Genomic DNA, 25,634 nt, shown 5'->3' with positions numbered 1-25,634 from the left:
CAAGAGTTGAGGTTTCCATGCGCATCCTTGTCACCGGCGCGACCGGCTTCATCGGCTCCGCCCTCGTTCCCGAGCTCATCGAGGCGGGACACCAGGTCGTCGGGCTCGCCCGCTCCGCCGCCTCCGCCAACGCGCTCACCGCCACCGGCGCAGAAGCCGTCCGCGGCACCATCGACGACCTTGAGGTCCTGCGAGACGCGGCCGCCGCGTCGGACGCAGTGATCCACCTCGCCTTCAAGGGCGACGTCGCGTTCTCCGGCGACTACCGGGGCGCCGCCCAGGCCGACCGCCGTGCCGTCGACACCTTCGGCGACGCGCTCGCCGGCACCGACCGCCCCTTCGTCCTCGCCTCCGGCTTCATCGGTCTCCCGTCCGGGCGCGTGGTGACCGAGACGGACGTGCCTGCCATCGACGGCTCGCCCTTTCTGGTCCGAACCGCTACCGCCCAGGCCGCGCTCGCCTTCGCCTCCCGCGGCGTCCGCTCATCGGTGGTGCGGGTCTCTCCGACCGTCCACGGTGAGGGGGACTACGCCTGGGTGCCGGGCCTGATCGCCGCCGCCCGCGTCACGGGCGTCTCCGGCTACACCGGCGACGGCACCAACCACTGGCCGGCAGTCCACCGCCGCGATATCGCGCGACTGTTCCGCCTGGCCGTCGAGAAGGCACCCGCCGCATCGGTGCTGCACGGCGCCGCCGAGGAGGGCGTCGCGCTCCGCGACATCGCCGAGGTGATCGGCCGCCACCTCGACGTGCCGGTGACCTCCGTGGCCCCCGAGGCCGCGGCTGAGCACTTCGCCTGGCTGAGCCCCTTCATCGGCCTTGACGTCCTGGTGTCGAACACCCTCACCCGCGAGCTGCTGGACTGGCAGCCGAGCCACCCCGGCCTCCTCGAAGACCTCGAAAAGGGCCACTACTTCCACACCCCTGACGCCACCACCACCTGACCAGCCCCGAAGAACACCACCTGCCCGGCCCTTGGGGATGCCGGAGCCATTCCGCGGCAAGGTCCCAGCGCAGTTCAGCGATCAGGAGGCTCCCGATCTCGCCCTGGAGGGCATCCTGAAGCGGGGCTGATCACGCTGCTCAGCTGGCTTCGGCCTGCGCCTTGGGGTGGGTGAGGCCATCGTCCTGATTACGAGGGCACTTTGACCGAGATTCAGGCATTGTGTGTCGAGCATCTGGGCGAGGGTTTGGGTGCTCGGTCTGTCCGCGCTGGCCAAGCCTGGATTCGTTCTTAAGCCTGCTCACGACGACGCGCCGCAGACCGGCCGATGGTGCGTTGGCGGCCCTGCGCTGCTTGAGCCGGGAACCCCGTGGCCGGAGACGAGCAGAGGCTTCCCGCTCAGCCTGGTGGCGGTGGTGGACACCGACGAACTCGTGCCATGGCTCGGTGAACAACTGCCCACGCGGCTTGGCCTGGTCAACGTGTTCTAGATCCAGCCCGACTTCCAGTATCGGGAGGATGGCCGATTCACCGGGTTGATGAAGCCCTACGAACGCTGGTGGGGTCAACGCGACCGTCCGGGCGACTGCCGGATTGTGCTCGCAGACCCATCGCGCGCGGTCGAGATTCCGGCGCCATCGCCGGCTCACATCCTCGATGAAATACGGCTGCACGCCGCACCCATCATCACCCTGCCGTCAGTTGCGGAAGAGTCAACGATCCGGTCCTGAAGGCGTTCGACTTTGCCGCCGTAGCCCGAGCCGAGCTCCAGCGTCCTGTTCCGACGTCAAGGACGAGCGTGGGCGTGGGCGCGGTAGCGTTGCGGACTGACCCCACGGGCTCGCTTGAAGGCGGCGCTGAACGCGAACCCGCTGCCATAACCGACCTGACGGGCGACGACGTCGATCGTGGCATCCGACTCCATGAGCAGGTCGGCGGCAACGTCGATGCGCCATCCGGTGAGGTATGCCATGGGCGGCATACCCACGAGGTCGGTGAAGCGGCGCGTCAGTGTCGCTCGGGACACCCCGGCCTGCCGGGCGAGCGCGTCCACCGTCCAGGGATGGCCCGGGTCGCGGTGGATGAGCCGGAGGACGGACCCGACGACGGGATCCCCGTTGGCCCGGTACCAGGCAGGCGCATCGGCATCGGGCCGGGTGAGCCATTGGCGGAGGGTGCCGACCAGCAGGACGTCCAGCAGCCGTTCGAGCACGAGATCTTGGCCGGGCTCGTTTCGCACGGTCTCCTTGGCGAGCAGCGACACCAGCGCGGATTCGAGGTGGGCGGCCGTGGGGATGACCAGCAGCGGCGGCAACGCGTGGAGCAGGTGTGTGGCGATCTCGCCCGGTCCCGAGTACTTGCCGATCAACAGCACCGACGAGCCGTCCGCGCCGTCGTGAGCTCGCTCGCCGTTGACCCAGGTGTGCACATCTGGGTCCGCGACCTCGGGCAGGTCCGCGCCGGCTGCGGTCATCCGTCGGGGGCCGGGCTGCACGACCACCTGGATGGGAGTACGGGGATCATCGGCGAAGGTGAACATGTCCGGGCCACGCATCATCGCGATGTCGCCGGTGTTCAGGCGTACGGCATCTCCGGTGCTGGGTACGATCCAGGGCATCCCGCGCAGGACGGCCACGAGGTTGAGGGGCGCCCCGTCCCGCACCTGTACCGACCATGGTGGGTTCAGGATGGTTCGCAGCACGAACGTGTCTCTTGCTCGGGCTCCGTCGAGCAGGATCGAGAAGGGGTCCACCGGCACAGGATAAGTGGCACGATTATGTGCCTGCGTGTTTCGAACATGGCCCGGACCTCGGCGTTCTGCTGGACTGTGCAGCATGAAAGCGACTAAGCCGACAACGTTGGTCCTCGCCGGGACAGGCAAGACCGGGCGCCGGGTCGTGTCCGGGCTTCGTGCGCGTGACATGCCGGTACGGGTCGGTTCACGCAGTGCTGAGCCGGCTTTCGATTGGCAAGACGACTCCACGTGGGAACCTGCACTGCGAGGCATGGACTCCGCTTATGTGGCCTTCCATCCTGATGCGGCGTTCCCCGGCGCGGCCAGAGCCGTGGGTTCCTTCGCGGAACTCGCGGTGGCCTGCGGCGTGCGGCATCTCGTCCTGCTCGCCGACCGTGGCGCCGCCGAGGCTGAGCGATGCGAACAGGCAGTGCGCGACTCGGGTGCGGAGTGGACCGTCGTGCGGGCGGGGTTCATCACGCAGAACTTCAGTGAGGCGTTCCTCCTCGAACAGGTCCGGGCCGGTGTGGTCGCGCTGCCGGTCGGCGACGTCGCGGAGCCGTTCACCGACGCGGAGGACATCGCGGATGTCGCCGTCGCGGCGCTGACCGAGAACGGCCATGCCGGCCGGAACCACGAAGTGACCGGGCCACGGCTGATCACCTTCGCCGATGCCGTCGGTGAGATAGCGAGGGTGACCCGCAGGGAGGTTCGTTATCTGCCGGTCACGCCCGAGCGGTTCGTCTCGTCGCTGACCCGGCGAGGTGTCCCGGCCGAGTACGCGACGCAACTGACCAGCCTGATGGCCGAGGTCTTCGACGGTCGCAGGGCCGACATGACCGACACCGTCGAGCGCGTTCTCGGCCGGCCGCCCCGCGACTTCACGGAGTATGTCCGCAGAACCGCCGTAACTGGAATCTGGAATGCCCACACCGAGTCCTCTGGTGGAGCCTGACGCGCACTCTATGAGATCCCGTCGCTCGCCCCGACCGTCGCAGTGGGTCCGGAAAACCGGACCCAACCAACGCGAAGCGTCCGAGCCGCGTAGCCGCTCCGGAGGGCTCCCAGGTCAAGCCCCTATGCGATGATTTTCAAAGCGGTACAGGCGCCCGGCTGCCGCAACATCGCACGCACCGACCAGGATAGGGCCATCGTGCATTCGCCCGTGACCACCGTTGCGCTTTCTGGACCTCACTGGACGGCTGACCCGATGGCGACCTTGCCCGGCCGTCACATGGCCGGGCAGAGCATGGCCGTTCTCATGCATCCGAGGCAGGCCGGTCGGTGCCACAGGTGCAGCGCCGATGTCCGCCGTGGCGGCACTCGGGCCACGTCACCGAGCCGCTCAAGGTGTCAGTCCCAGCTCCCGCAGCGGCCGCCATCCTGCGGCTAGGAACAGCGGGCCCTTGGTCCGTTCGGCAACAGTCTGGGAAGTAGCCGGGCGGTTCCGGTTGTATCAGCACCCGACGATCTCGACCAGCTCCGCCTGGAGCGTCACGAAGTCCTGGACGGACTGATCAGCCAGTATCAGCAAGCGGCCTGACCAAGCTTGCATACGCCCAGGTAATTCCACGAATCGTAGTTTTCGCACCCAACAGGCCGATCGCCACCGGCGTGGTTGAGGGCACTGCACGTCATTTGATCGGTGACCGCCTGCAGATCACCGGTGCCCGGTGGAGCCTGGCAGGAGCAGAGGCCATCTTCAAGCTACGAGCCGTCATCAGCAATGGAGACCTGGACGCCTACTGGACCTATCACCTCGACCGCGAATAACGTCGCATCCACCAAGCCCGCGACCCGTACCGATACGCACTCACCGCCTGATCACCACTGCTGTTGTTCAACGGCGTGAAGGCCGCTGAGCCGTCCAGCCCTGTTCGAGCAGGCCGAAGATCACGTTTGCGGCCTCGCACGGGTCGGCGTGTCGCTGGACCAGCCCGGCAGCCTCCAGCGTGAACCGGGCCAGCGTGGCGCAGGCGAGATCGTCAGCCGGGGCCCCGCACTCCTCGGCGATGGCGTGCGCAAGTGCGGTCTCGTGGCGCACCCACATGCGGCGAGCGTACTCGCTCAGGGCCGGGGTCTCCTCGACCATCCGCCGGATGGCGGCCATTCGCTCATCCGCGACGACCTTGACCGCCCACTCCAGGATGTGGTCGCGCAGGGCGGCGGGGATCGATCGGCCGGGCGTGCGGTCGCGCACCGCTGACACCAACGCCGCCTCAAGGTCGGCGTCGAGGTCGAAGAGCAGGGCCTCCTTGCTGGGGAAATGCTTGAACAGGGTGGTCACCGCCACGTCGGCGGCATTGGCGACGTCCTTGACGCTGACGGCGTCATAGCCGCGTTCGAGGAACAGCCGAAGTGCGGCGTCGGCCAGGGCCTGACGGGTCTGGGCCTTCTTCCGCTCGCGACGTCCGTGTGGTTCGCTCACCCGCCCAGCATACGGTCAAGGCGTACCCGATTCAAAAGGCTAGTAACTTCACTTTTGAATCGGATACGCTTTTTGGGTTCCGTGCCACGAAAGGACCTTGTGCCATGACCTCTGTCCCCATCGCCATCGTGGGAGCCGGTATCGGCGGCCTCGCCTGCGCCCGAACCCTTCAGCAGTACGGCCGTCCGGTCACCGTGCTCGAACGCGAGCCCTCCGCCCGCTCCCGCTGGCAGGGCGGCATGCTGGACCTGCACGACACCGGCCAGGCCGCCATCCACGCCGCGGGATTGGTCGGGGAGTTCCGCGCCTTGGCCCGTCCCGAAGGTCAGGAACTGCGCGGCCTCGACCCCGTCACCGGCGAACTGGTCCACCACGAGCGGCCCGCCGACGCCACGATGAGTGCGCCCGAGATCGACCGCGGCCAGTTGCGTGGACTGCTTCTGGACTCCCTGGCTGCCGGCACGGTTCGCTGGGGACATCCAGTGGCCGCGGTGTCCCAGGCCGGCGACGGCACCGCCCGTCTGCACCTCGATGACGGCACGAGCCAGGACTTTGCCCTGGTCATCGGCGCGAATCTCGCCATGCTCGACGGCACCGACCTGGCGACCGCCATCGCCAGCCACGACGACCTCGACCAGGCCGTCCGTGCCTACGAGAACCCGATGCAGGCCCGCGCCACCGCAGCCGCTCAAGCCTGCGCCGACCTGACCGCGACCATCACGTCAGACACGGTCATCAACGTGGACGCCGCCCGCCAACACCTCAACGAGAAAATCCGGGCAAGCGCGGCTTTCCCACACGGAGCAACTGGGCTGGGCGGATAACTCACTGCAGAAGAGCCGGAGCTACACCTATCGGTGTCCTCGGGTCGCGTGGCAGGGCGTGTCGGCGCTGGCTCGGCGTAGTTGACAGGGGATCGCCTGTGCGCCCTTCCGGGGAGTCGGCCTCTGCTCGTACTCTGTCCACCCAAGAAGGATCATGCACGGAAGCGAGGCCATCGGTGCTGCATACGGCCTATCTGTCGACCGAACGCATCTTCCTGCGCTGGGCCGCCGCAAATTCCGAAGCCGAGCTGGTCACGACACGCAACGGAACCGAATTGGGACGACGACGAAGACCTGAACGGGGAGGTACGGGAGGCAGCCGTACTCTTTGACTCCGCCGTTCCCGGCGCCGACCTGGAGCCTGACGAGCGACTCATCATCGATCTCGAGCCTGACCAGTACAGGGTCCGAGCCACCTGCACGAAGGACGAGGACAATTGGATGATCCTCGTCCAACTGAGCCTTGGGCGTACTCCGCCCTATGCCCCTCCACGATCAGGTAACCAGGAGCCGTTGGAGGGCCGCACACATCTACCCCTTGGAGGCAACATGAGTGCCATATTCTCCCCGATACCCGAGCTCAACCTCCTCAAGGAATTCGAGGACAGCCTCGACGGGGAGCCCTATGCCCGCGGCTTCGAGCTGTTTGAATACGGTCGCGTCTCCGCTCTCGGCCCCGAGCCGCCCGCCGAGCTGCGCGACCAGCTCATCCCGTTCGCCCAGGCAACCGCCTCTGGCTCCTTCTACGCCCTGTGGAAGCATGACGGCGGCACAGACCTTGCCACGCTGCCGGTGATCTTCTGCGGCGATGAGGGGGACCTGTACATAGCAGCACGCGATCTACCTGAGCTGTTCCGCCTGCTTGCGGCCGAGGACGAGGGCGAGCCCGCCCATGGGGCCTACGTCGCCTGGTTGGAGCGCACCTTCGGGCTGACGCCGGCCGAGGAGCCCGCCGCCATCTACCAAGCCGCGCTCGTCGAGTACGGGCGATCCTTCGCTGACTGGTGGCTGACCTTTGATGACGAGGATTCGATCATCGCTGATCTTCTAGACGAACTAGAGGAGCTCAACCTCTGAGCCTTCCGTTCACGGCCGCTCTCTCGTCGGCAACTGGATGTTCAGCCTCAGTTCCACCGCAGCAGCTGCGGACCACGCTGACCGATGTCACCACCACCGCCGACCACGACGACCCCACACTGGTCCATGTCGGCCTGCGGTGGAGATCAGGGACCACAGACCTGCTGCTGTCAGCGTAGGGGGTGTCGCGACGCTGGTGCGGGCGACGTCGGTGAGGCGTTGCCGTTCGGCCCAGGCGGCGAGGATGTCCTCCGCCAAATTATCGACCACGCGCATCGCCCAGACCAGCAGCGGCCCCATGGCCTCCTCTGCCAGCGGTTCAGTTCTCGTTCTCCCCACCGGGCGTGGTTGGGGCAGGGAGATAGGCATCGACACCCGCCTCCTCCCATGGTGGCCGGCCGGAACGCCCGCACCTGGGCCGGGACCAGGCCCTGCTCACGCATCAAGGCGCGCACCAGCTCGGCCGAGCAGTGCTCACCGCGACGTGCCAGGGCGGCGTGCACCCGCCGGTAGCCGTAGGCCTCGTGCGAGCCGGCGAAGATCTCGGCGACCGACTCGGCCAGCAGCGTGCGCCGTTGCGCGGTGGCCGAGGCCGGCCGCTCACGCCACTCGTAGTAGCCCGAGCGGGACACCCCCAGCCAGGCACACATCTTCACGATCGAATGGCAGGCCTTCTCCGCATCGATGAGCTCGTACGTGGCGAGCGTCATCGAGTCTCGGACGCGAAGAAGGTGGCCTGCCTTTTTCAAGAAGATCAACTTCTCGCGCAGCTCGGCGTTCTCCCGCTCCAACTCCCGAATCCTGGCCCGCTCCGGCCCGGAGACCGCCGGCCGCTCCTCCTGGGCGCTCGCGATCCGATGCCGGTTCACCCAGCTGCCCAGGGTGCTGGCATTGATCCCGAACTCCCGCGCCACCGACGCGACCGTCCGGTCGCCCTCCAGCACCATGCGGATGGCTTCTTCCTTGAACTCCGGCGAGAACTGCCTACGACGCCTCGTCGCGTACCTACCTCTTCCAGACTTCCGTCAGCTTATGTAGCCGACTGTCTGGAGTCTGCTCGGCACCTCAAGTCGTCTGCACGGATGCGCGAAGTGGTCTGCACACTCCTGGACGCGGTCAGGGCCCGCGTGGTGCACAGGCCCTGATCCATTGCTGGGGTTTGCTTCGGTTTATGCGGTGGCGGGCTGAAGGAGTTCGATCTCAATGGCCAACGCGCCAAGCGCTTCCTTCTCGGGGGCTTCGATGCGGCGGGTGTTGGCCAGCTGCTGCTCGCGGGGGCTGGCTGTTCACACTCTGATCGTTGCGATTGCTGCGCCTCAGTCCGGCCTGCCGGCGAATGCGGCCTCGATCCCTCGTCGTGCCTCGGTGGTGGCCAGCCAGGTGTCCAAGTCCATCAGCTTGGGGTGGATGCGACGCAGGTCTGCCAGGTTGGTCGTGTAGTACTCGGTGTTGGCCCAGTCGAACGCGGCCGTGGCCTCGGGGCTGTGCTGCCGGATGCTCTCCAGGGTCACCTCCTGGTCTCCCATCGTCATGGTCAGCGGAGCGAGCGGGATCGTCCGGCCTGCCGCCCGGCTGAGGGCGTCGGCTATCTGCGGGGGCGTCAGCGCATCTCCGGAGATGTCGAGAGCCTGCCCGGCATACCGGTCGGGCCGGGCGAAGGCGAGTGCGGCGAAGGCTCCGATGTCGTCCACGGCGATGAGCTGCACTGCGAGATCGGAGCGGTACGGCAGCGTGAGGCGTCCTTGAGCGAGGCCGAAGTACGGGCCGGTGAGGTCTTCCATGAAGGCGGCCGGCCGCAAGATCGTGGCCGGGATGCCGAGAGCCCTGACATGGCTTTCGATCCGCCACTTGTCCAGCGGTGCGTGCCGTGCCAGCTTGTCGGCGCCACCCATGGAGCTGTAGAGGAGGTGGCGGGCTCCGGCGGCAGCGGCGGCGTCGGCCACCCGGATGCCCCGCGCGGCTTCGTGCTCGTCGGACGGCTGGACGCTGAAGACGCCATAGGCTCCCCGCATCGCGGCCACCAGGGCTGCGGAATCGTCCATGCTCGCGACGACGAGGTCGGCGCCGGCTTCGGCTAGGCCGAGCGCCGCGGGAGCGGACGCGTCCCGCACCAACGCGCGTACCCGCCATCCGTCGGCCAGGAGGTGGGCGGCGACGGCGCCGCCCTGCCGGCCGGTCGCTCCCGTCACCAGGATGGTCTCGTCGTGCCGTGCCGTGGTCATGCGTCGCTCCCGGTGATCGAGTAGGGCTTGGGCAGCGCGACCGCCTTCTCTGTGGCTCGTACCGCCTCTTGCGGGGTCAGCAGCTGTGTGATCCTGATCGGGCCGTACTGACCGCGTTGCAGGTAGCGCAGGCTGCATGCGACGGCGTCCACGGTATCGGGCAGGTCGACGATGAAGACCAGCTCGGTTGTGGCGGCCGACAGCCACACCCCCTGCAGGGTGCCGCCCAGCGACTCAAAGCCGGCAGCCAGTTCCCGCGGATCGCTGAGCGGGTGAGGGTCCATCTGTCCCTCGAGGATCGCCTTCCATCCCTGAGGAGAAAGCGCTTCGTGCATCAAGTACGTCGGCATGCTGCCATCCCGTCTCGCCGTGCACCGGGGCGATCCCGGCTCCGCCACCATAGCTGCACTCAATGCAAGTCGGCAACAGGTGCGTTTAAGCACTTGATGCGGTACAGCATGGAGTGCAGTAGACTGGCGTCATGACGACCCAGCACGACGAGAGCACGCTGCGGGACCGCAAACGCCGGCGCACCCGGCAGATGCTCATCGAGGCCGCCGCGGAACTGTTCGAGCACAAGGGGTACGACGAGACGACCGTGGCGGAGATCGCCGCTGCCGCCGAGATCGGCACCCGTACCTTCTTCAGCTATTTCGCCAGCAAGGAAGAGATCCTTTTCCCCGAGAGCGAGGCCCGCACGCGCGCGGCCATCGACGCCATCACGTCACGACAGCCCGACGACCGGCCCATCGACGTGCTGCTCCATGCCGTCCGCCACATCGTCCAGGCCGACACCGACATGGTCAGCCCGATGGCGCGCATCCGGCTTCACCTGATGCGCACCGTGCCCGCGATTCAAGGGCGCGTCCTGCGCCTTCAACAGCAGGCGCAGCGCGACATCGCCCGGCACCTGCACGCGGCGTTCCCCGACCATCTCGACGAGATCGACGCGGGCGCCCTGGTGGGTGCGCTCATCGGGGCGATCAGCGGAGCACTTCTCGTGCTGCTCGAAGATCCCGAGCTTGCCGAGCAATTGGCCGAGCGCCCAAACGAGATCGGGGCACGGATCCACAACGCCGCCGAACGCGCGCTGAGCCCTTGGGCAACGACGCCGTAAGCGGACATGGCCCGAAACTCCTACAGCTCCGGCCAGCCGCCACTCGGATGATCAGTGGGTACGGCGACGCGGTGCCTGGACCTCGGTGACCTTGGCGATGGCCTCAGCGCCGGGTTTGACATAGCGCATGGCGGTGCGGGGGTTTCTTGTGCCGGGTCTTGCCCATGATGAGTTGCAGCGGGACCTCGGCCTCGCCCAAGTGGGTAGCGGCGCTGTGGCGCAGCTGGTGCAGATCGAGCCCGGCGTATTTGTCCAGCAGGACGCGGGCGCGGTCGTAGCCGAGGCGGGCACGGCCGGTGTGCGGGCAGATGTCGCCGGCGGCCGGGCGGCGGGCAGGGACCGGGCGGCGTTCGGACAGGAACACCGGCCCGTGCGTGCGCGTGCTGCAGCCGGAGCAGCAGGTGGGCGGTGCCGCTGTCCCAGTACACCCATTCGGCGGCGCCACCCTTGGAGCGGACGGGGGCCCGCCGGTGCTCCAGGTCAAGGTCCTCGACATTGAGCGCCAGGATCTCGGCGGCTCTGGCCGCCGTCTCGTAGAGCATTCGCCACAGCGTCCGCTCCCGTAGGGGGAGGTCGCGGCGTGACAGCACCCGGTGGATGGTGGTCTTGGCGACCGCGCGGGTCTCGTCGGCGTTTTCTTTGCGGCGTTCGGCATCGGCTGGGACCGACGGGGCGGCCCAGTGCTTCTTGGACTGGCACCAGGTGAGCCAGGAGGTGACGGCGGCGCGGTTGCGGTTCCAGGTCGCCGGCGCGCTCGTCCCCCACAGCTCGGCGAGCGCCTGGCCGATCTCGGCGTCGGTCACCTCGGCCAGCGGGCGGTCCCCGGCCGAGCAGGGCGATGACGCGGTCGACGGCCGAGGCGTAGGCGCGGTGGGTGTTGGGGTTGGCCGTGCGCGGGGTGGCCAGGAAGGCGTCGGCGGCCGCGGCGCAGAGCGGTGACTTTCGGCGCGGCGCTCATGCCAGCCGCCCAGCGGCGAGTGCCGCGCCGGTCCGGATGATGTACCGGATAACGTGCCGGAGTCGCGCACCTGCACGGCGAGGGGTTCTCCTGGTCGCTGCGCCGTCATGATCGCTCATGTACGTGATAACCGGCCATTATCACGTACATGAGCGGGGCGGGGTGGCTATCGGGGCGTCCCCCTGTGTCGATTGCGACGCCTTCCCCGAGGAGGAGTGAGTACGGTTGACGGCGGCGGCCCGGCGCCGAGACGGCTCACTGACCAACTGTGAGCGCGGCGTTCCTGGCCTGGAGGGCGTCCTGAGTCTCGGGCACCATCAGGCCCAGGTTGTCGCTGATCTGCATCTTGATATCGACCAGCTTGCGCTGCTGGTCCTCATAGCGGCGGAAGGCTTCGCGGTGGTCAGCGCCCGCCAGCTCCGTGGCAAGCAGGTAGGCGCCGGTCAGGGCCAGTTCCGCCCCGGCCCCCGAGGCGGGGGAGGCGCAGTAGGCGGCGTCGCCCACGAGGGCCACCCGGCCGGCCGACCATGACGGCATGCGTACCTGGCTCAGGGCATCGAAGTAGAGGTCGGGATCGGCCAGCGCGCCGTCCAGGAGCTCCGGCGCCCGCCACGATGTCTCGCCGGCGAAGTTCTCCTTCAGCAGCCTGCGCTGCTCGTCCAGGTCGTGGTGGTCGAAGTCCATCGCCTCGGGACGCCGGAACATGAAGTATGCCTTGGCCTGGGCGTGGTTGCCCGAGCGGTAGATTCCCACCATCTTGCCCGGCGTGTTGAACATCGTGATCGTACGGTCCGCGCCCAGTGCCGCGTCGGCGTTGCCGAAGGCGAAGTAGTAGCCCTTGTGGTCGAGGAATTCCGACTCCGGCCCGAAGGCCAGGCGACGCACGTTGGAATGAAGCCCGTCCGCGCCGATGACCAGGTCGAATCGGCCGGTACCGCCGCTTTGGAAGGTGACCGTCACGCCGTCGGAGTCCTGCGCCAGGCTCTTGATCGAGTCGCCGAAGACGTAATCGACGTCGTCCTTGGTCACGTCGTACAGGATCTTCACCAGGTCACCGCGCATGATCTCGATCTCGTTCGCGAGCTTCACGGAGGCCACCCGCTGCCCCGCTGCGTCCACGAACTGCATCTCGCGCACGTCGGCCACCGCCGCCCGGATCCGCGGCAGGATGCCCATGCGCTCGACCACGTCCAGTGCCTGGTCGCGCACGTCCACGCCCTGTCCGCCGGTCCGCAGCGCAGGCTTCTGCTCGATCACCGTGGTGTGGAAACCGTGCTTGGTCAGCCAGTAGGCCAGGGTCTGCCCGGCGATGCTGGCTCCTGAGATGAGAACTCTTTTGTTCATCGCTACTCCAAAGGGTGTCGTTGTCGTTGTCGCACGTGGTCGGGGGCCGCGGCCCGTGCAAGGGAAGGCCAGCTCAGCGCCCGGCTCGGTCTGGGCGGAGCAATGGGGCGAACGGCGGCGATCTCGGCGGCCCAGAGTGAACCGAAAGGTTGACGATCGGCGAGATGCCGGGCTCGGAGATATCGGGATCTTCCTGGCACTGGCTGAGGAGTGGCATGTCGGCCGGACCGCCGAGTGCCTGAACATCGCCCCGCACCGGGTCAGCCGGGCAATCCTTCAACAGCGGGTCAGCCAGCGATCAATGGAAGGAGCGCCGCATCGGTGCAACCCTGTTCGACCGCACCATGTCCGGCTGGGGATCAGGAGGCGTGGGCTGGTCGGACGGCCACCGCCATCCGGCGGGGGGCGTCGGCCGCGCGCAACTGCTGGGCGAGTGCGTCGATGTCGCCCCACGTGGCGTGCTCGCTGTCCAACGGGAGGAGTGTGCCGTCTGCGAGCAGGTCCAGCAGATAGGCCAGGTCGGTCCCGAACCGGTCGCCCGCCCAGAAGCCCTCGATCGCGCGGCGTCGCCCCACCATCTGGTAGGGGGCGAACGTGGTCGGCTGTCCCGAGCTCGCGCCCACCTGCTGGATGAGACCGCCCTCGGCCAGCAGCTCGAAGGCCTGAGCAAGGAGCGGTCCGCCGACTGAATCGATCACGCCGTGCACCGGAGCGGACACCTGGTCCAGGCCGGTGACCACCTCCTCGGCTCCCAGGGCCGTCAGCCGGTCCCGGCTGCCGGAGTTGCGTACTGCGGCGATCACGTGCGCGCCGGCGAGCCGGCCCAGCTGGACGGCGAAGTGCCCGACCGCTCCGCCGGCCCCGGTGACCAGCAGGCGGCGGCCGGTCAACGCGCCCAGCCGCCGCACGGCTCGCAGCGCGCTCGCCCCGGGCACCAGCAAGGTGGCGGCCTGGCCGGGGTCGACGCGCTCCGGCACGATCGCCAGCTCGTGCGTGGGAACGGCACGCAACTGCGCCCAGGCGTTCGCGGTCGTCAGTGTGGCCACTCGGGTGCCTGGCGCGGGACCGGTGCCGTCCTCGGCGGCCCGCCGTACCACGCCCACCGCGTCGAATCCCGGGATGCTTCCCGCCGGCAAGGTGGCCGCGTGGTCAAGATTGCGGGCGAGCAGGGTGAACCACTCCACCTCGATCACGACCTCGGAGGCCTGCGGCACCGGCTCGGGGACCTGGCCGAGCCGCACACCAGCAGGGGTGTCCGGGTCGCTGATCAGCGCTTGCATAGGCCTCTCCAGGCTCATAAGCTATCTGAAATGAACATTCCACTTAAGGATATGGAACGGCTATTTCAGATGTCAACCGCCGAACACCCGCGCCGCGCCGACGCCGTCCGCAACCGCCACCTCGCCCTGAAGGCCACCAAGACGCTGCTCGCCCAGCCCGGAACCACCATCACCGTGGAGGCCATCGCCCGCCAGGCCGGGCTCGGAGCGGCCACGATCGTGCGAGCATTCGGCACCAAGGACGCACTCATCGACGCAGCGGTGGCCGACCTGCTCGAACCGCTCATCCAGCGGGCCCATCAGGCAGCGGCCGAACCCGACCCGGCCGCCGCCCTGCGCCGGTTCCTGCTGGAACTGATCGACTTCCAGGCCGTTCACTGGATCGTGAGCGAGCAGCTCACCCGGCTGCCGGTGCCCCTGACAAGCGCGCGTCGCGCCGAGCTGCGCAAGGCGCTCGTCGACCTGCTCCACCGGGCGCGCGAAGCAGGGGGGATCAGGACCGACATCGACCCAGACGTCACCACGGTGATGCTGGGCGAGGCGGCCTACGCGATCGCACGCTCCAGCGATGCATCCCCGGACCTCGCCGCCAGCTTTGTCACCGTCATGATGGACGGCCTACACCCGCGATCCTGATCGTCTCGCGTAGCCCCCGAGTCAGGCGTCCGCCACGGGCCGACCGTCTCACCCGCTGCCTTGCCACCGATATGGAGCAGGCTGCAGCGCCGGGCCGAGCGTGCCGCCGGGAGTGATCCTCCCGTCCGGCCTCGGACCGGCGGATCAAGATGGCGAACTTCCCCCGGCAGACACCTGGCGCCGGGAAAGGCCCAGCTCGGCCGCCGCCGCGTCCGCGGCAGCCAATCCCACGGCCGCGGCGTCAAACGCTGCCAGCACTCAGCCAAGCGCACATGAACCTTCTCGAAGGCGTGGCGAAGAACCTCTCATCGAACTCTTCGGGAGCGCCGAGTCCGGCGCGGAGAACTACTCGCCAACATTGATCTCACGCCATATCTGCAGATTGGGGACGATGGAGCGCCGCGCATCGATTGGACGGCCGACTCACTTCCATCTTTGACGCTGGCGGGCGAATCGCTTCCGCCCGGACACCCGGTTACCGATGCGTCACGCATGGCGGTCATCCCTTACGGCCACACCGATGGCGCGTCTCCCGGTTGGGGGGTTCGGCGCGATCGTTCTGGCTTGAAATCTGGGAAGCAGTCACCTACCGGCTGGGAAACGATCTTTATGGCCGTCGGGGAACCCAGGTCAGAGCTATTCGTGAACACCCCCAGATGGCCTCGACGAGTCGCGGACCTGTTGCATTCAAGCAGAGCGATCTGTCACTGAGTGAAGATCAGTGAAGGCCCCGTCGATGAGGACGGGAACGGCGGCGCAGGCGTCCAGCTCGGTGGCGACGCTGACATCGTCGGCGAATCCACCGCCGATCAGCTCCCGGCCGGAGGAACTGGCAACCACTGCTGCCCTGACGTCCGGCATTGCCTCGAAACCGGCCGCGGCCAGAGCGGCTTCGGGCGAGAGCACATCGCCGAGCCGTTTGCGCAGTGCGGCGATGACAGCTCCTGCGCCGAGCAGGTCCTCCATAGCGGGCCGCAAGCTCTCATCGGGCCAGCGCTCGCCCGAAGCGATCACCGCGACGGGGCGATCGATCGTCCCATAGCCCTGCTCAACGAGCCAGGACGCCACGGCTGTCGCGTTCCGAAGAGCCCCGGCGACGACACGTGAGTCGCCGGCCGAGGCAGCGATGGTGGAGCCGTTGGGGGAGGGAAGCACCAGACGGGGAGTGAAAGGCGCACGGCGTAGTGCCGCAGGAGAGAGCGACCAGGGCGATGACGCGCTGGCCGCACGACGACCAACCGCCAGGGCGGCACCCTTTTGGTCCGCGAAAGTGGAAGCGGTCGCATCCCGCCAGCGATAGGGGAAAACCCGCATCCCGGATTCCACCGCAACCGTCACTGAGGTCGTGAACGACAGCACATCGACGACCACGATGCACCCGACCTCCGGCGCCAGCCGATCTGCGCCCGTCACGCCCCATTCGAAACGAACCCCATGGCCCGTCTGCACATACCAATCACCCATGATCAGCCATCCTGCCATCTGAGCCGGTGTGGTCGGTAAGCCTGCGCGGTGGCTCCGACGGTGCGTCGCTGTGCTGAAAGTCGGCGAGCTGGGCTTCCTGCCTTCCCGATGGGTCTGGCGGATCGTGGTTGCCGTCGATTGCGTTGGGGGTCAGATCCCTGCAAGCCCATCGAGAGAATTGGGCTCTGCTGAACGAATGGCGACACAGGAATGCGATGCCCAAGTATTTGTATGTCAGGCTTGCCGGCCAAATGGGTGATCTCAACCGGTGTGGAGCCTTCAGGGTGACTTGGGGTGGGGGTGGGGGGGGGCTTGTGGAGCTGCGCGAGATTGAGATCTTCCTTGCCCTTGCCGAGGAGCTGCACTTCGGCCGCGTGGCAGAGCGGCTGCATGTCTCCGTGGCGGCGGTCAGCAAGGCGATCAAGAAACAGGAGCGGGCCGTCGGCGTCGAGCTTTTCGCCCGTGACAGCCGTAATGTTCGGCTCACGCCGGTGGGTGAGCAGCTCCGCGACGACCTGCGCCAGGTGTATCAGGGGTTGACGCAGAGCCTGGAGCGGGCCCGGCTGGCGGCCCGGGGCAAGACCGGCACGCTCCGGGTGAGCCTGTTTCCCGTCAACGTTCAGGAGTTGCGGCGCTACTTTGAGAGTTCCGCGCCTGGCACCCGCAGTGGGAGCTGCGCCTGCGGGTGTCGGCCTACCAGGATCCGTTCGCCCAGCTCCGCAACGGGGAGACCGACATCCTGGTCACCTGGCTGCCCGTCGAGGAGCCCGACCTGACGGTGGGTCCGCTGCTTTTCGCCGAGCCGAGGGTGCTGGCCGTGGCCGGCGACCATGCGCTCACCCGATGGTCCTCGGTCTCCCTGGAGGCGGTCGGCGACTTCCAGCACGTGGTCATCGAGTCTGTGCCCGGCTACTGGTTCGACCACTTCGTTCCGGAGCTCACCCCCAAGGGCCGGTTGATCGACCGTACCGCCAACGTGAACAACATCGAGGAGGTCTTCATGCACACGGCCCTGGGCGAGACCGTCACCCTCTTCCCGGCCCATGTGAGCTGGTACTTTCCCCGCCCCGACATCGCGTACCTGCCCGTCAAGGACATGGCTGCGCTGCCGTACGGGCTGGTGTGGCGCAGTGATGCGGAGAACGACCTCATCCGCGCTTTCGCCCGCGTGGTGCGCGATCTGGGACCGTTGCCCGGCTAAGACCGTCAACCTGGGGTTAACGACCGTTGCGATAGTCGTCGTTGATCCGCAGCACTGCCCGGCGTGATGCTTGATCCATCCAACAAAGCACACCCGTCGGGAGGTGAATGGGGATATGTCCTTTTCTGGTGCTGCGGCGTGAACATCGTCTCTTCCGCTGTATCCCTGACCGTCGCCGACCCGGCCGCTTCCAGCCGGTTCTTCACCAGTCATCTCGGCTTCCGCGAAATCCTGGCCGGCGAGGAGTTCATCGCGCTGGGCCGTGACGATGCGGCCGTCGACCTGGTCCTGGTGGAGCGCGACCTTGAGCGGTGGCAGCCGGGACAGGGGCTGGCAGAGGTGATCGTGGTGTTCACGGTCACCGGCCTGGCCGCCGAATACGAGCGGCTGCGCAGTGAAGGCGCCACCATCACCATCCCGCTCCGGCGCGAGCCGTGGGGTGAGCTGCTGGTGCAGCTCACCGACCCCAACGGCGTGGCGATCCAGCTCACCGAGTGGATTTCCCCGATCACGGGCTGACTCCGGACCGGCCGGCCTGGCCGTGCCGTTCACCGTCACCGGCCTCACCGCCGACCACTCGCTGTCATGTCAGCGGCCGCGTCAGGACGGCGACGGCCCGCTATCAGCGCGGTCGGCGATGGTAGCTGCCATGAACGGTTCGGCGATCGCGGCCCCCAGGGCCGCGCACAGGCCACGCCGTACGCACCCCGGCCCTCGCACGGCGCTCATGGATGCTCATGAGCGCCGCACCAGGACGGGTTTCGCAAGATCGAACACTGTAGATGAGGAGATTCATCATGGGACAGAACAACACCGGCTTCACCGCAACCGGGCTGCGCAGGCTGCACGAGGTGCTGGCGCGGCATGTCGACTCCGGGAAGATCCCCGGGGTTGTGGCCCTGGTCAGCCGGGGTGAGCACACGCACGTCGAGACGCTGGGCACGATGCGGCACGACGGCGGCGCGCCGATGCAGCGCGACACGATCTTCCGGATGGCCTCCACCTCCAAGCCGGTCTCGATCGCCGCGGCGATGGTGCTGCTGGACGAATGCCGGCTGCGGCTGGACGACGTGGTCGACCCGTGGCTGCCCGAACTGGCCGGCCGCCAGGTGCTGCGCAGCCCGGACGCCGAGCTGGACGACACCGTCCCGGCCCGCCGCCCGATCACCGTCCGCGACATCCTCACCTGCACCTTCGGCCTCGGTATGGACTTCACCGCCCTCGGCAAGCCGATCATGAACGCGGTCTTCGCTCAGGGCCTGACCCCCAACCTGCCGACCGAGGTGCCCGAGCAGGACGAATGGATGCGCCGCCTGGGCGAGCTGCCGCTGATGTACCAGCCCGGCGAGCAGTGGCAGTACCACATCGGCAGCGACCTGGCCGGGGTGCTCGTCTCCCGGGTGACCGGCCAGAGCTTCGAGGACTTCCTGCGCGAGCGCATCTTCGAGCCGCTCGGCATGACCGACACCGGTTTCCACGTGCCCGCCGACCAGCTCGACCGGCTGCCCACCCTGTACGCCCCCGACCCGCAGACGGGGGAGTTCCTGGCCTGGGACGAGCCCAAGAACGGCCGCTGGAGCACGCCGCCGGCCTTCCAGGGCGGCGGAGGCGGCCTGGTCTCCACCGCCGACGACTACCACGCCTACTTCCAGATGCTGCTCAACGGCGGCACGCACCAGGGCCGGCGCATCCTGTCCCGGCCCGCCGTCGAGCTGATGACCACCAACCGCCTCACCCCCGAGCAGAACGCCCCCCGCACCGACCTGGCCCGCAACAACGTGCACATCTCCTTCGGCCAGGGCCAGCAGGGCGGCTGGGGCATCGGCATGGCCGTGCGCACCTACCGCGGCGACTACGCCCCCATCGGCCAGTTCGGCTGGGACGGCGGCAGCGGCACCTCCGCCTACGCCGACCCCGCCAACCAGCTCACCGGCATCCTGCTCTGCCAGCTCGGCTACTCCGTCCCCAACCCCGCCCACCTGATGAACGACTTCTGGACCACCCTCTACCAGGCCATCGACGCCTGACACCTAAGCCGCCCCCAGCAGAGCCATCCTCGGCGATCACCTCTCATCACCGATATCAAGGAGCACCCCGCCATGTCCCTCACCCTGACCGACCAGGACAAGCTCACCCTGCGCACCGCCGCCTACGGCGCCGTCACGCTGATGTCCGCCGCCGACGCCGCCGGCAAGCCCCACAAGAGCGCCACCGAGGGCTCCATCGCCCTGGCCTCGGCCACCGGACTGATCGGGCATGTGCTCGCCACCTACCCCAAGGACATGAAGCTGGACCACACGTCCGTGGCCGCCATCGCCGACCAGGTGCTGCCGGCCCTGACGGAAGCCATGAGCCTGCTCAAGCAGCAGGCTCCGGCCGAGGCCGACAACTTCCGCCGCACCGTCCTGGTCTCCGTCGAAGCCGCCGCCCGCACCCACCAGGGCCAGCCCAGCCCCACGGTGGCGGACATGAGCCGCAAGATCACCGAAGCGCTCGACGCCGCCTGAGGGCAGGCCGGCCGGCGCGGCTACCGCCTGTCACCGGTCCATTCCGGGCTCCGTGGCACGGCGACCAGGACGGCCCGCCGACCCCCAGACGCCGGGCCCACCCGCGCACGCTTCATCACCAGCAGTAACCAGCCCAAGGAAGGCACATGTTAGCCTCGCAACGGCGAAGGTTTCTCGCCGCAGTCACCCTCACGACCGCGCTCGTGGTCGCCGGTGCTCCCGCCGCGTCCGCGGCGGCGGAGCCGGAGATCAAGGTCTCCGATGGGGTGACGCAGCCGGTCTTCTCCTATGCCGACGCCATCCGTGAGCACGTCCGGGTGCAGGCGCCGGTCGACAGTGACGGCGACGGCAAGAAGGACCTGGTCCGGGTGGACATCATCCGGCCGAAGGAGTCCGGTTCCGGGCTCAGGGTCCCGGTCATCATGCAGGAAACCCCGTACTACGACGACCCCGGCGTCGGCTACGAGATCGAAAAGAAGACCTACGACGCGAACGGGAACGTGACGAAGTTCCCGATGTTTTACGACAACTACTTCGTGCCCCGCGGGTACGCGTTCGTGTCCGTCGACATGATCGGCACCAGGCTGTCCGAGGGCTGCCCGACCTCCTACGGCGCCGCCGACGTGCTGGGCGGCAAGGCGGTCGTGGACTGGCTGAACGGCCGGGCGACCGCTTACGACGACCAGGGCGATCCGGTCAAAGCCACCTGGACCACCGGACGCACCGCGATGATCGGCCACTCCTACGAAGGGGCGCTCGGCGCCGGTGTCGCCGGCACCGGCGTGCAGGGGCTGGAGACGATCGTGAACATCGCGGGCTATACCAGCGGGTATGAGAACTCGCGCTTCAACAGCGTCCTGACCTGGTTCAAGGGCGCGGCGGCGTGGCAGGCCGAGCGGGTCGACAAGGATCCGGCGCAAAAGTGCGCGGCGGTGCGCCAGAAGATGCTCGAGGACTCCGACGACGCCACCGGCAACTACAACGCCTACTGGCACGAGCGCAACTACCGCAACGGGTCGATCTCCAAGGCGCGCAACATCCAGGCCAGTGTCTTCGCGGTGATGGGCATGCAGGACCGCAACGTGGTGAGCAACCAGATCCCCGAGTGGTGGGCCCTGCTTCCCTCCAACGTGCAGCGCAAGATGTGGGTGACGCAGTACGGGCACCTCGAGCCGTTCTGGGCCCGCCGTGAGGTGTGGGTCGACACCCTGCACCAGTGGTTCGACCACGAACTGATGGGCGTCGCCAACGACATCATGCGCCGGCCGCGCGTCGATGTGCAGCTCGGCCCGGACCGGTGGATCAGCCAGGCCGACTGGCCGGCACCGACACAGAAGGCGACCTTCAGGCCGCGGCAGGACGGCTCCCTGAGCCGCACGCCCTCGACCGGCACCGGCAGCTACCTCGACACCGCCCAGACCGAGATCGCGATGGCCGACAACCCCGCCGCCACCAACCCCCACCGGCTGGCCTACCTGACCCCGCCGCTGAAGACCGCGATGCGACTGTCCGGAACGCCGACGGTGAGCCTGAAGGTCAAGCTCGACAAGCCGACCGCCAACCTGGGCGTCCTGCTCGTCGACTACGGCACCGACACCCGCATCAACTACCGCGAACGCGGTGCTACGGCCGCGGAAGGCCTCAAGTTCATCGGCGGCGAGGACTGCGTCGGCCAGAGCACGGCCGACGACGACGGCTGCTACCTCAAGGCCGGCGACAACACGGCGACCTCCGCCTTCAACGTGGTCACCCGCGCACTCCTGGACGCCCAGAACCACACGTCGCTCAGCCGCCAGGCCCCGCTCACGCCGGGCAAGCCGTACCAGATCACCTGGAAGATGCTGCCGCAGGACTACGAGTTCAAGGCCGGACACCGCCTCGGCCTGGTGCTGACCGGCACCAACGACGACTTCAACCTCGACGTGAGCGGCAACGGCACCGGGCAGGACGTCGAGCCCGGCACCGGGGCCCAGGTCACCATCGACCTGGCCGGCACCTCGATCACGCTGCCGCTGGTCAACGGCACGCCCCTCAAGAAGTAGAAGATCGACGTCCGCGTACGGTCGCGGCCAATGGCGGCCGCGACCGTACCCGGACAGGGCAGAACCGAACGTGCCGGATCAGTGCAGCCGCGGCCTGGCCCGAAGAGGGGGTTGACGAGCGTGAACTCCCGGGTCCGCGCACCGCGACGGCATCCAGCACCGACTACGAGCGTTCTCGCCGAGAACGGCCGTGCCAGTAAAGGCTGTAGCAGGACTCTCACCAGTCAAGGGGCACAGCACCAACTGACCTGCCGAGAATCAGGCAGCCAGCTCGATCACGGTGAAGCCGACCTCTTTCAGGAGGGGATCGAACGGGTCAGGCCGGCGGCGCAGGTCGTCGGGGGCGTAGGCGCCGAAGCGGCTGATGTGGGCGCGTAGGTGCGGGGCGATCTGGCCGAGCCGGTCGGCAGTGATGCTCCAGCCCTCAGCAACGAGCTGCCGCACGACGTCGGAGATGTCCTGGGCAGCTGACCAGCACCCAGTCGGGTGGCAGCGCGGTGGCGCTTGACGACTACCCCGGATACAGCGGTGTGGTCGCCGGTGCGAGTTACGACGTGTCGCGGTGGTACCGGGAGGCCGTGGCGACCATGCCTGCCGTCACGTGGAATGTGCGGTGGCGCGACGAGTCCAGGCCCGCCACTACCGGCGAACAAACCGCCTAGACATGACGATTATCAACATTCGTACAGCTCGACAAACCGGCTCACCCATGTCTTGAACCGTTCGTCACACTCCTTTCGTTCAGCCCAAAACGCGTCCAGGTCCTCTGGCGGCCCCAGGCCGAAGTTCTGGTCCAACCAGATGAGGAACTCTTGGTGGCCATCGCTGTACTCCTCGACGCTGACGGGGTCAGGGAACCCTCTGGAGGTGGGCTCACTATCGATGGCGAGAAGCTGAAACAGCTCCGGCAGGCTCCGCGCGACTACACAGAGGTCTCCCTCATCGCCGACCAAGACGACGGGCAAGGCGGCAAGTTCGGTCCGATCGTCGCACCGCCACAGGGCGTAGTTGGAGCCGGAGCGAGTGGCCCGGGCGAAGGGAATGAATCGGCTGAGGAACTCCGGATGCTCCGACCAGGTGTCGAGGTCAGCGTCCTCGCCGTACTCCAACAGTTCGAATCCTTCTGAGTAGTAGACCGGACCGATCCGGTCGTCGAACTCTTTGAGCAGGTTCAGCCCCGGGACGGGCGAATATGCATCGCTCATGTGGCTTCCTTGCCTGGAAGGGGGTGGCGTCTTCGGATCGGAGCGGTGTAAATAGCTCGACGAGGTAGGTGCCGTGAGTGGATCTTAGGCGAGGAGGGGGGTGTAGCGGCCAGGATCGTGGCCGGCGTCCTTGTCCTGAGGCTTTTCTTGAGCTGGACGGCGAATCGCCCGTCGTGCCCGGCCTGGTTGCGCGATCCTGTCCTTTGGCCGCTCCTTCGAAGGACGTGTGGATGGCTGAGGCGATGCATCCAGCGTGGGACGAGCCGCTCCAGCAGTGTCGGCCGGCAGATCCCGGCCGGTCAGTGGGTTTCTGGTCTGGGGATGTGGATGCCCGCAGCGCGGAGCTTGGCCTCAACGAGCGCGGCCCCCCGGGCCGCGGCCGATCCCTGCTCTTCGCCGTAGTGGGCGATCAGGTGGTACCGGGCCGCGGTGTCGGTGCGGGCTTGCAGGCCGGTCACGATCTTCAGGTGTGCGGGGTTGGCGAGGAAGTGCTCGGCAATGGCAGTGGCGAGTTCGGCCAGACGCGGGTCGTCCGGCTCCCATGCCGTGGCTTCGGTTGCCTGCTTGCTCAACGCGACGAAGCGGGGGTCGTCGAGGGCGTGCTCGACATGGGTGAGGAAGTCGTCGAAGCCCTCGGGGACCAGGGCCCTGGCCAGTACCCAGCCCTCCCTGGTGGCCGCCACCTCGTCCGAGGGGAGGCCGAGGCCGGCCATCCGCTCCAGCAGCGCCACAGCGCGGTCGGGTAGCAGAGCCCGGTCTCCGTCGGCGAGCCGGTGCAGCATGTCACGGCGCGCGATCAGCTCCTCGATCCGTTCGGTGAGCTGCCGCTCGACGTCGGCGAGCGCGGTGGCGAACAGCGCGGCGTCGGTCTCAAGCAGGGGCCCGACTTCGGCCAGCGGCACCCCGGCGGCGGCCAGCGTCCGGATCTGCACCAGCCGCAACAGCTCGGCCGATCCGTATCTGCGGTAGCCGGAGCTGTCGCGTTCCGGCTCCTTCACCAGGCCGAGCTTGTGGTAGTGACGCACCGTCTTCACCGTGACGCCGACGAATGCCGCCGCCTGCCCGATCGTGACTCCGTTCCTCATCCGCTCATCCTGCCTTGTGCTCGAGCTCGGCGACCAGGCAGACCACAGCCGAGCATGTGGCCCCGGTTCACGTTCTCCCTGATGCACGACCCGGAAGGGGCCGCCTCTGGAGGGGTGCGGGTCACAGGTGCTCAGTGCGCCGGCCGGGCTGGATCGGCCTGCTCGCCGCAGAACACCTTGTTGACGAGCTTTTGCTGAGCATTCGGGAACGCTGTCGCTATGGACATGGCGGCGTCGTCCACCCAGGTCAGTACGGAGGTCAGGGTCTTGCTGCCGTCGGGCGTGCTGTACATCAGCGTCGCGGAGCCGACGTTGCCGCCGTTGTGGGTGATGACGGCGCCGCCGCAGTCGGTTTTCTGGACGAACACCCCCAGCCCGTAGTCCATGTTCGGGATGCCCGTGGCGTGCGGGGTGCACATCTCGGCCAGCAGTGCGGCCGGCAGGAGCTTGCCACCTACCAGCGCGGAGATGAACGTGTGCAGGTCCTGGGTGGTCGAGATCATGTCACCGCCGGTGGAGACCCAGGAGGGGTTGTAGCGGGTGATGTCGATCGTCTTGTGCTGGCCGTCTTCCTCGTAGCAGTAGTAGATGTGGGCGTGCGGCGCAGGAATCTCCGGCGAGGCGTCCGGCACCACGGTGCCCGACAGCCCGAGCGGCCCCAGGATCAGCCGCTGCATCTCCTCGGCCAGCGAGCGGCCGGTGACCTTCTCGATCAGCAGCCGGGCCAGCACGTAGTTGGTGTTGGCATAGCTCCAGCCCGTGCCCGGCTCGAACCGGGCCGGCTTGGACAGCGCCAGACGTACCAGTTCCTCGGGCCGGTAGGTGTGGAACCGGTTGTCCACCCACTCCTTGCCCGTGGTGCTGTAGGGCACGGGGATCCCGTGCACGATCGACCCGTCGTCGTAGACCTCGCCGGTGAAGTTGAACAGCCCGCTGGTGTGCTGCAACAGCATCCGCACCGTGATCCGCCGGTCCAGCCCGAACTCGGGCAGGTAGTCGGCCGCCAAGGTGTCCAGCTCGATCTTGCCCTCGGCCACCAGCTGCAGCACCAGGGTCGCGGTGAAGGTCTTGGTGTTGCTGCCGATCCGGGCATGCCCGTTGACCGGCGGCTTCGCGGTCCCGCCCAGCTCGGCCACCCCGGCGCTGCCGACCCACTCGCCCCGCTCATCGTGTACGCGCAGCGACACCCCGAGGAAACCGGACTCGACGATCTCCTCGATCGCCTTGTGCAGTTCCGGGCGATCCTGCCCGGCCGCAGCTGCCGGCAGGGTGCTCTTGCCCTGGTCGGAACGGGTGATCGTCATGGTGGTTTGCCCTTCGAAGTTGTTATGTCCGGGTCGGCGTCTCGCCGCTGCGCCGAGCTTCCACCCTGACCCAAGGTCAACCTCAAGCGTGATCTAGCTCACAGCTGCATTGGGGTTCGAGACAGCTTTGGGAGCAGGACGCCGTCCCCCGCTGGGTGACAGTCGCATCTCGCGCGGGAGGCCCGGCGGGTGTTCCGTAAGGCGATCCCCACCGGAACACCAGCCGCCCGGGCAACCGCCCCAGGTCGGGGTGTTCCGTATA

The 25,634-nt window shown here is 67.8% G+C and carries 26 protein-coding genes and 2 pseudogenes; 14 read left to right on the top strand and 14 right to left on the bottom strand.

Annotation, left to right across the window (positions count from 1 at the left end):
* Positions 1–17: 17 nt before the first annotated feature.
* Together ABEA43_RS40050 and ABEA43_RS40045 are read left to right on the top strand one after the other, a co-directional pair.
* On the top strand, positions 18–944 hold the full coding sequence (locus ABEA43_RS40050; RefSeq protein ID WP_345570382.1) for an SDR family oxidoreductase: 927 nt from the start codon (positions 18–20) through the stop codon (positions 942–944).
* A 250-nt stretch (positions 945–1,194) separates the two neighbouring features.
* Entirely contained in the window at positions 1,195–1,434 is a 240-nt protein-coding gene (locus tag ABEA43_RS40045) for a DUF1963 domain-containing protein (RefSeq protein ID WP_345570380.1), read from the top strand.
* Between the two features lie 296 nt (positions 1,435–1,730).
* On the opposite strand, the gene ABEA43_RS40040 is transcribed toward ABEA43_RS40045, so the two are convergent.
* Complete coding sequence (locus tag ABEA43_RS40040; protein WP_345570378.1) at positions 1,731–2,696, bottom strand: AraC family transcriptional regulator; 966 nt, start codon at positions 2,694–2,696, stop codon at positions 1,731–1,733.
* An 82-nt stretch (positions 2,697–2,778) separates the two neighbouring features.
* Between ABEA43_RS40040 and ABEA43_RS40035 the strand changes: the two genes are divergently transcribed.
* Both ABEA43_RS40035 and ABEA43_RS40030 read left to right on the top strand, forming a co-directional pair.
* On the top strand, positions 2,779–3,633 hold the full coding sequence (locus tag ABEA43_RS40035; RefSeq protein ID WP_345570376.1) for an NmrA family NAD(P)-binding protein: 855 nt from the start codon (positions 2,779–2,781) through the stop codon (positions 3,631–3,633).
* Positions 3,634–4,277: 644 nt separating this feature from the next.
* Positions 4,278–4,451 (top strand): annotated as a pseudogene (locus ABEA43_RS40030) (ISKra4 family transposase); the annotation flags it as partial.
* A 67-nt stretch (positions 4,452–4,518) separates the two neighbouring features.
* Here ABEA43_RS40030 and ABEA43_RS40025 read toward each other — a convergent pair.
* A complete protein-coding gene (locus ABEA43_RS40025) occupies positions 4,519–5,106 on the bottom strand; it encodes a TetR/AcrR family transcriptional regulator (RefSeq protein ID WP_345570373.1) in 588 nt (195 codons plus the stop codon).
* A gap of 104 nt (positions 5,107–5,210) precedes the next feature.
* Here ABEA43_RS40025 and ABEA43_RS40020 point away from each other — a divergent pair, with 104 nt between their 5' ends.
* Both ABEA43_RS40020 and ABEA43_RS40015 read left to right on the top strand, forming a co-directional pair.
* The gene (locus tag ABEA43_RS40020) at positions 5,211–5,930 is read left to right on the top strand and encodes an FAD-dependent oxidoreductase (RefSeq protein ID WP_345570371.1); all 720 of its coding nucleotides are present in this window, start codon (positions 5,211–5,213) and stop codon (positions 5,928–5,930) included.
* 549 nt (positions 5,931–6,479) lie between these two features.
* Positions 6,480–7,007, top strand: a complete 528-nt coding sequence (locus ABEA43_RS40015) for a hypothetical protein (protein WP_345570369.1) — start codon at positions 6,480–6,482, stop codon at positions 7,005–7,007.
* A gap of 170 nt (positions 7,008–7,177) precedes the next feature.
* Here the strand turns inward: ABEA43_RS40015 and ABEA43_RS40010 are convergent, their stop codons facing one another.
* From ABEA43_RS40010 to ABEA43_RS39995, 4 genes and pseudogenes are all read right to left on the bottom strand, one after another.
* Positions 7,178–7,657, bottom strand: coding sequence for an IS3 family transposase (locus ABEA43_RS40010; RefSeq protein ID WP_345570666.1), 480 nt, complete (start codon positions 7,655–7,657; stop codon positions 7,178–7,180).
* A gap of 123 nt (positions 7,658–7,780) precedes the next feature.
* Positions 7,781–7,990, bottom strand: a pseudogene (locus tag ABEA43_RS40005) (transposase); the annotation flags it as partial.
* Between the two features lie 333 nt (positions 7,991–8,323).
* Positions 8,324–9,229, bottom strand: coding sequence for an NmrA/HSCARG family protein (locus tag ABEA43_RS40000; protein WP_345570367.1), 906 nt, complete (start codon positions 9,227–9,229; stop codon positions 8,324–8,326).
* Complete coding sequence (locus tag ABEA43_RS39995) at positions 9,226–9,579, bottom strand: hypothetical protein (protein WP_345570365.1); 354 nt, start codon at positions 9,577–9,579, stop codon at positions 9,226–9,228. The genes ABEA43_RS40000 and ABEA43_RS39995 overlap by 4 nt, the downstream gene beginning before the upstream one ends.
* A gap of 131 nt (positions 9,580–9,710) precedes the next feature.
* Between ABEA43_RS39995 and ABEA43_RS39990 the strand changes: the two genes are divergently transcribed.
* Positions 9,711–10,346, top strand: a complete 636-nt coding sequence (locus tag ABEA43_RS39990) for a TetR/AcrR family transcriptional regulator (protein WP_345570363.1) — start codon at positions 9,711–9,713, stop codon at positions 10,344–10,346.
* 103 nt (positions 10,347–10,449) lie between these two features.
* Here ABEA43_RS39990 and ABEA43_RS39985 read toward each other — a convergent pair whose 3' ends face one another.
* From ABEA43_RS39985 to ABEA43_RS39970, 3 genes are all read right to left on the bottom strand, one after another.
* The gene (locus tag ABEA43_RS39985) at positions 10,450–10,710 is read right to left on the bottom strand and encodes a hypothetical protein (RefSeq protein ID WP_345570670.1); all 261 of its coding nucleotides are present in this window, start codon (positions 10,708–10,710) and stop codon (positions 10,450–10,452) included.
* A gap of 849 nt (positions 10,711–11,559) precedes the next feature.
* Positions 11,560–12,648, bottom strand: coding sequence for an FAD-dependent monooxygenase (locus ABEA43_RS39975; RefSeq protein ID WP_345570361.1), 1,089 nt, complete (start codon positions 12,646–12,648; stop codon positions 11,560–11,562).
* Between the two features lie 359 nt (positions 12,649–13,007).
* A complete protein-coding gene (locus ABEA43_RS39970; RefSeq protein WP_345570359.1) occupies positions 13,008–13,928 on the bottom strand; it encodes a zinc-binding dehydrogenase in 921 nt (306 codons plus the stop codon).
* A 69-nt stretch (positions 13,929–13,997) separates the two neighbouring features.
* On the opposite strand from ABEA43_RS39970, the gene ABEA43_RS39965 reads away from it, so the two are divergent.
* The gene (locus ABEA43_RS39965) at positions 13,998–14,564 is read left to right on the top strand and encodes a TetR/AcrR family transcriptional regulator (protein ID WP_345570357.1); all 567 of its coding nucleotides are present in this window, start codon (positions 13,998–14,000) and stop codon (positions 14,562–14,564) included.
* Positions 14,565–15,251: 687 nt separating this feature from the next.
* On the opposite strand, the gene ABEA43_RS39960 is transcribed toward ABEA43_RS39965, so the two are convergent.
* On the bottom strand, positions 15,252–16,046 hold the full coding sequence (locus tag ABEA43_RS39960; RefSeq protein WP_345570355.1) for a 2-phosphosulfolactate phosphatase: 795 nt from the start codon (positions 16,044–16,046) through the stop codon (positions 15,252–15,254).
* 296 nt (positions 16,047–16,342) lie between these two features.
* Between ABEA43_RS39960 and ABEA43_RS39955 the strand changes: the two genes are divergently transcribed.
* The 6 genes from ABEA43_RS39955 (at position 16,343) to ABEA43_RS39930 (ending at position 21,778) form a co-directional block, all read left to right on the top strand.
* Positions 16,343–16,804: a LysR family transcriptional regulator gene (locus ABEA43_RS39955; protein WP_345570353.1), complete on the top strand. Its 462-nt coding sequence runs from the start codon at positions 16,343–16,345 to the stop codon at positions 16,802–16,804.
* Positions 16,714–17,229 carry a substrate-binding domain-containing protein gene (locus ABEA43_RS39950; protein ID WP_345570351.1) on the top strand — a complete coding sequence of 172 codons (516 nt, stop codon included), beginning with the start codon at positions 16,714–16,716 and terminating at the stop codon, positions 17,227–17,229. The genes ABEA43_RS39955 and ABEA43_RS39950 overlap by 91 nt, the downstream gene beginning before the upstream one ends.
* 138 nt (positions 17,230–17,367) lie before the next feature.
* Positions 17,368–17,748, top strand: coding sequence for a VOC family protein (locus tag ABEA43_RS39945; RefSeq protein ID WP_345570349.1), 381 nt, complete (start codon positions 17,368–17,370; stop codon positions 17,746–17,748).
* A gap of 278 nt (positions 17,749–18,026) precedes the next feature.
* Positions 18,027–19,256: a serine hydrolase domain-containing protein gene (locus ABEA43_RS39940; RefSeq protein ID WP_345570347.1), complete on the top strand. Its 1,230-nt coding sequence runs from the start codon at positions 18,027–18,029 to the stop codon at positions 19,254–19,256.
* Positions 19,257–19,328: 72 nt separating this feature from the next.
* Complete coding sequence (locus tag ABEA43_RS39935; protein WP_345570345.1) at positions 19,329–19,736, top strand: hypothetical protein; 408 nt, start codon at positions 19,329–19,331, stop codon at positions 19,734–19,736.
* 146 nt (positions 19,737–19,882) lie between these two features.
* Positions 19,883–21,778, top strand: a complete 1,896-nt coding sequence (locus tag ABEA43_RS39930; protein ID WP_345570342.1) for a CocE/NonD family hydrolase — start codon at positions 19,883–19,885, stop codon at positions 21,776–21,778.
* Between the two features lie 258 nt (positions 21,779–22,036).
* On the opposite strand, the gene ABEA43_RS39925 is transcribed toward ABEA43_RS39930, so the two are convergent.
* The 4 genes from ABEA43_RS39925 to ABEA43_RS39910 form a co-directional block, all read right to left on the bottom strand.
* Positions 22,037–22,222 (bottom strand): hypothetical protein, encoded by a 186-nt coding sequence (locus tag ABEA43_RS39925; protein WP_345570340.1) that lies wholly within the window; start codon positions 22,220–22,222, stop codon positions 22,037–22,039.
* Positions 22,223–22,452: 230 nt separating this feature from the next.
* On the bottom strand, positions 22,453–22,983 hold the full coding sequence (locus ABEA43_RS39920; RefSeq protein WP_345570338.1) for a hypothetical protein: 531 nt from the start codon (positions 22,981–22,983) through the stop codon (positions 22,453–22,455).
* Positions 22,984–23,282: 299 nt separating this feature from the next.
* Positions 23,283–24,068, bottom strand: a complete 786-nt coding sequence (locus ABEA43_RS39915) for a MerR family transcriptional regulator (protein WP_345570336.1) — start codon at positions 24,066–24,068, stop codon at positions 23,283–23,285.
* A gap of 131 nt (positions 24,069–24,199) precedes the next feature.
* A complete protein-coding gene (locus ABEA43_RS39910; protein ID WP_345570334.1) occupies positions 24,200–25,372 on the bottom strand; it encodes a serine hydrolase domain-containing protein in 1,173 nt (390 codons plus the stop codon).
* Between the last annotated feature and the right edge of the window lie 262 nt (positions 25,373–25,634).

The organism is Nonomuraea rosea, from assembly GCF_039539705.1.
Taxonomy (GTDB): domain Bacteria; phylum Actinomycetota; class Actinomycetes; order Streptosporangiales; family Streptosporangiaceae; genus Nonomuraea; species Nonomuraea rosea.
The sequence above is the reverse complement of the archived record's forward strand: the minus strand, read 5'-3'. Positions and strand labels throughout refer to the sequence as shown.

Coding starts and splice junctions, on each gene's coding strand:
- ABEA43_RS39920 (WP_345570338.1), bottom strand. CDS start 22,983: ATGAGCGATGCATATTCGCCCGTCCCGGGGCTGAACCTGCTCAAAGAG.
- ABEA43_RS39970 (WP_345570359.1), bottom strand. CDS start 13,928: ATGCAAGCGCTGATCAGCGACCCGGACACCCCTGCTGGTGTGCGGCTC.
- ABEA43_RS39930 (WP_345570342.1), top strand. CDS start 19,883: ATGTTAGCCTCGCAACGGCGAAGGTTTCTCGCCGCAGTCACCCTCACG.
- ABEA43_RS39995 (WP_345570365.1), bottom strand. CDS start 9,579: ATGCCGACGTACTTGATGCACGAAGCGCTTTCTCCTCAGGGATGGAAG.
- ABEA43_RS40010 (WP_345570666.1), bottom strand. CDS start 7,657: ATGTGTGCCTGGCTGGGGGTGTCCCGCTCGGGCTACTACGAGTGGCGT.
- ABEA43_RS39990 (WP_345570363.1), top strand. CDS start 9,711: ATGACGACCCAGCACGACGAGAGCACGCTGCGGGACCGCAAACGCCGG.
- ABEA43_RS39910 (WP_345570334.1), bottom strand. CDS start 25,372: ATGACGATCACCCGTTCCGACCAGGGCAAGAGCACCCTGCCGGCAGCT.
- ABEA43_RS40035 (WP_345570376.1), top strand. CDS start 2,779: ATGAAAGCGACTAAGCCGACAACGTTGGTCCTCGCCGGGACAGGCAAG.
- ABEA43_RS40015 (WP_345570369.1), top strand. CDS start 6,480: ATGAGTGCCATATTCTCCCCGATACCCGAGCTCAACCTCCTCAAGGAA.
- ABEA43_RS40000 (WP_345570367.1), bottom strand. CDS start 9,229: ATGACCACGGCACGGCACGACGAGACCATCCTGGTGACGGGAGCGACC.
- ABEA43_RS39960 (WP_345570355.1), bottom strand. CDS start 16,046: ATGGCAGGATGGCTGATCATGGGTGATTGGTATGTGCAGACGGGCCAT.
- ABEA43_RS39965 (WP_345570357.1), top strand. CDS start 13,998: ATGTCAACCGCCGAACACCCGCGCCGCGCCGACGCCGTCCGCAACCGC.
- ABEA43_RS39935 (WP_345570345.1), top strand. CDS start 19,329: ATGTCCCTCACCCTGACCGACCAGGACAAGCTCACCCTGCGCACCGCC.
- ABEA43_RS40050 (WP_345570382.1), top strand. CDS start 18: ATGCGCATCCTTGTCACCGGCGCGACCGGCTTCATCGGCTCCGCCCTC.
- ABEA43_RS40020 (WP_345570371.1), top strand. CDS start 5,211: ATGACCTCTGTCCCCATCGCCATCGTGGGAGCCGGTATCGGCGGCCTC.
- ABEA43_RS39975 (WP_345570361.1), bottom strand. CDS start 12,648: ATGAACAAAAGAGTTCTCATCTCAGGAGCCAGCATCGCCGGGCAGACC.
- ABEA43_RS39940 (WP_345570347.1), top strand. CDS start 18,027: ATGGGACAGAACAACACCGGCTTCACCGCAACCGGGCTGCGCAGGCTG.
- ABEA43_RS39915 (WP_345570336.1), bottom strand. CDS start 24,068: ATGAGGAACGGAGTCACGATCGGGCAGGCGGCGGCATTCGTCGGCGTC.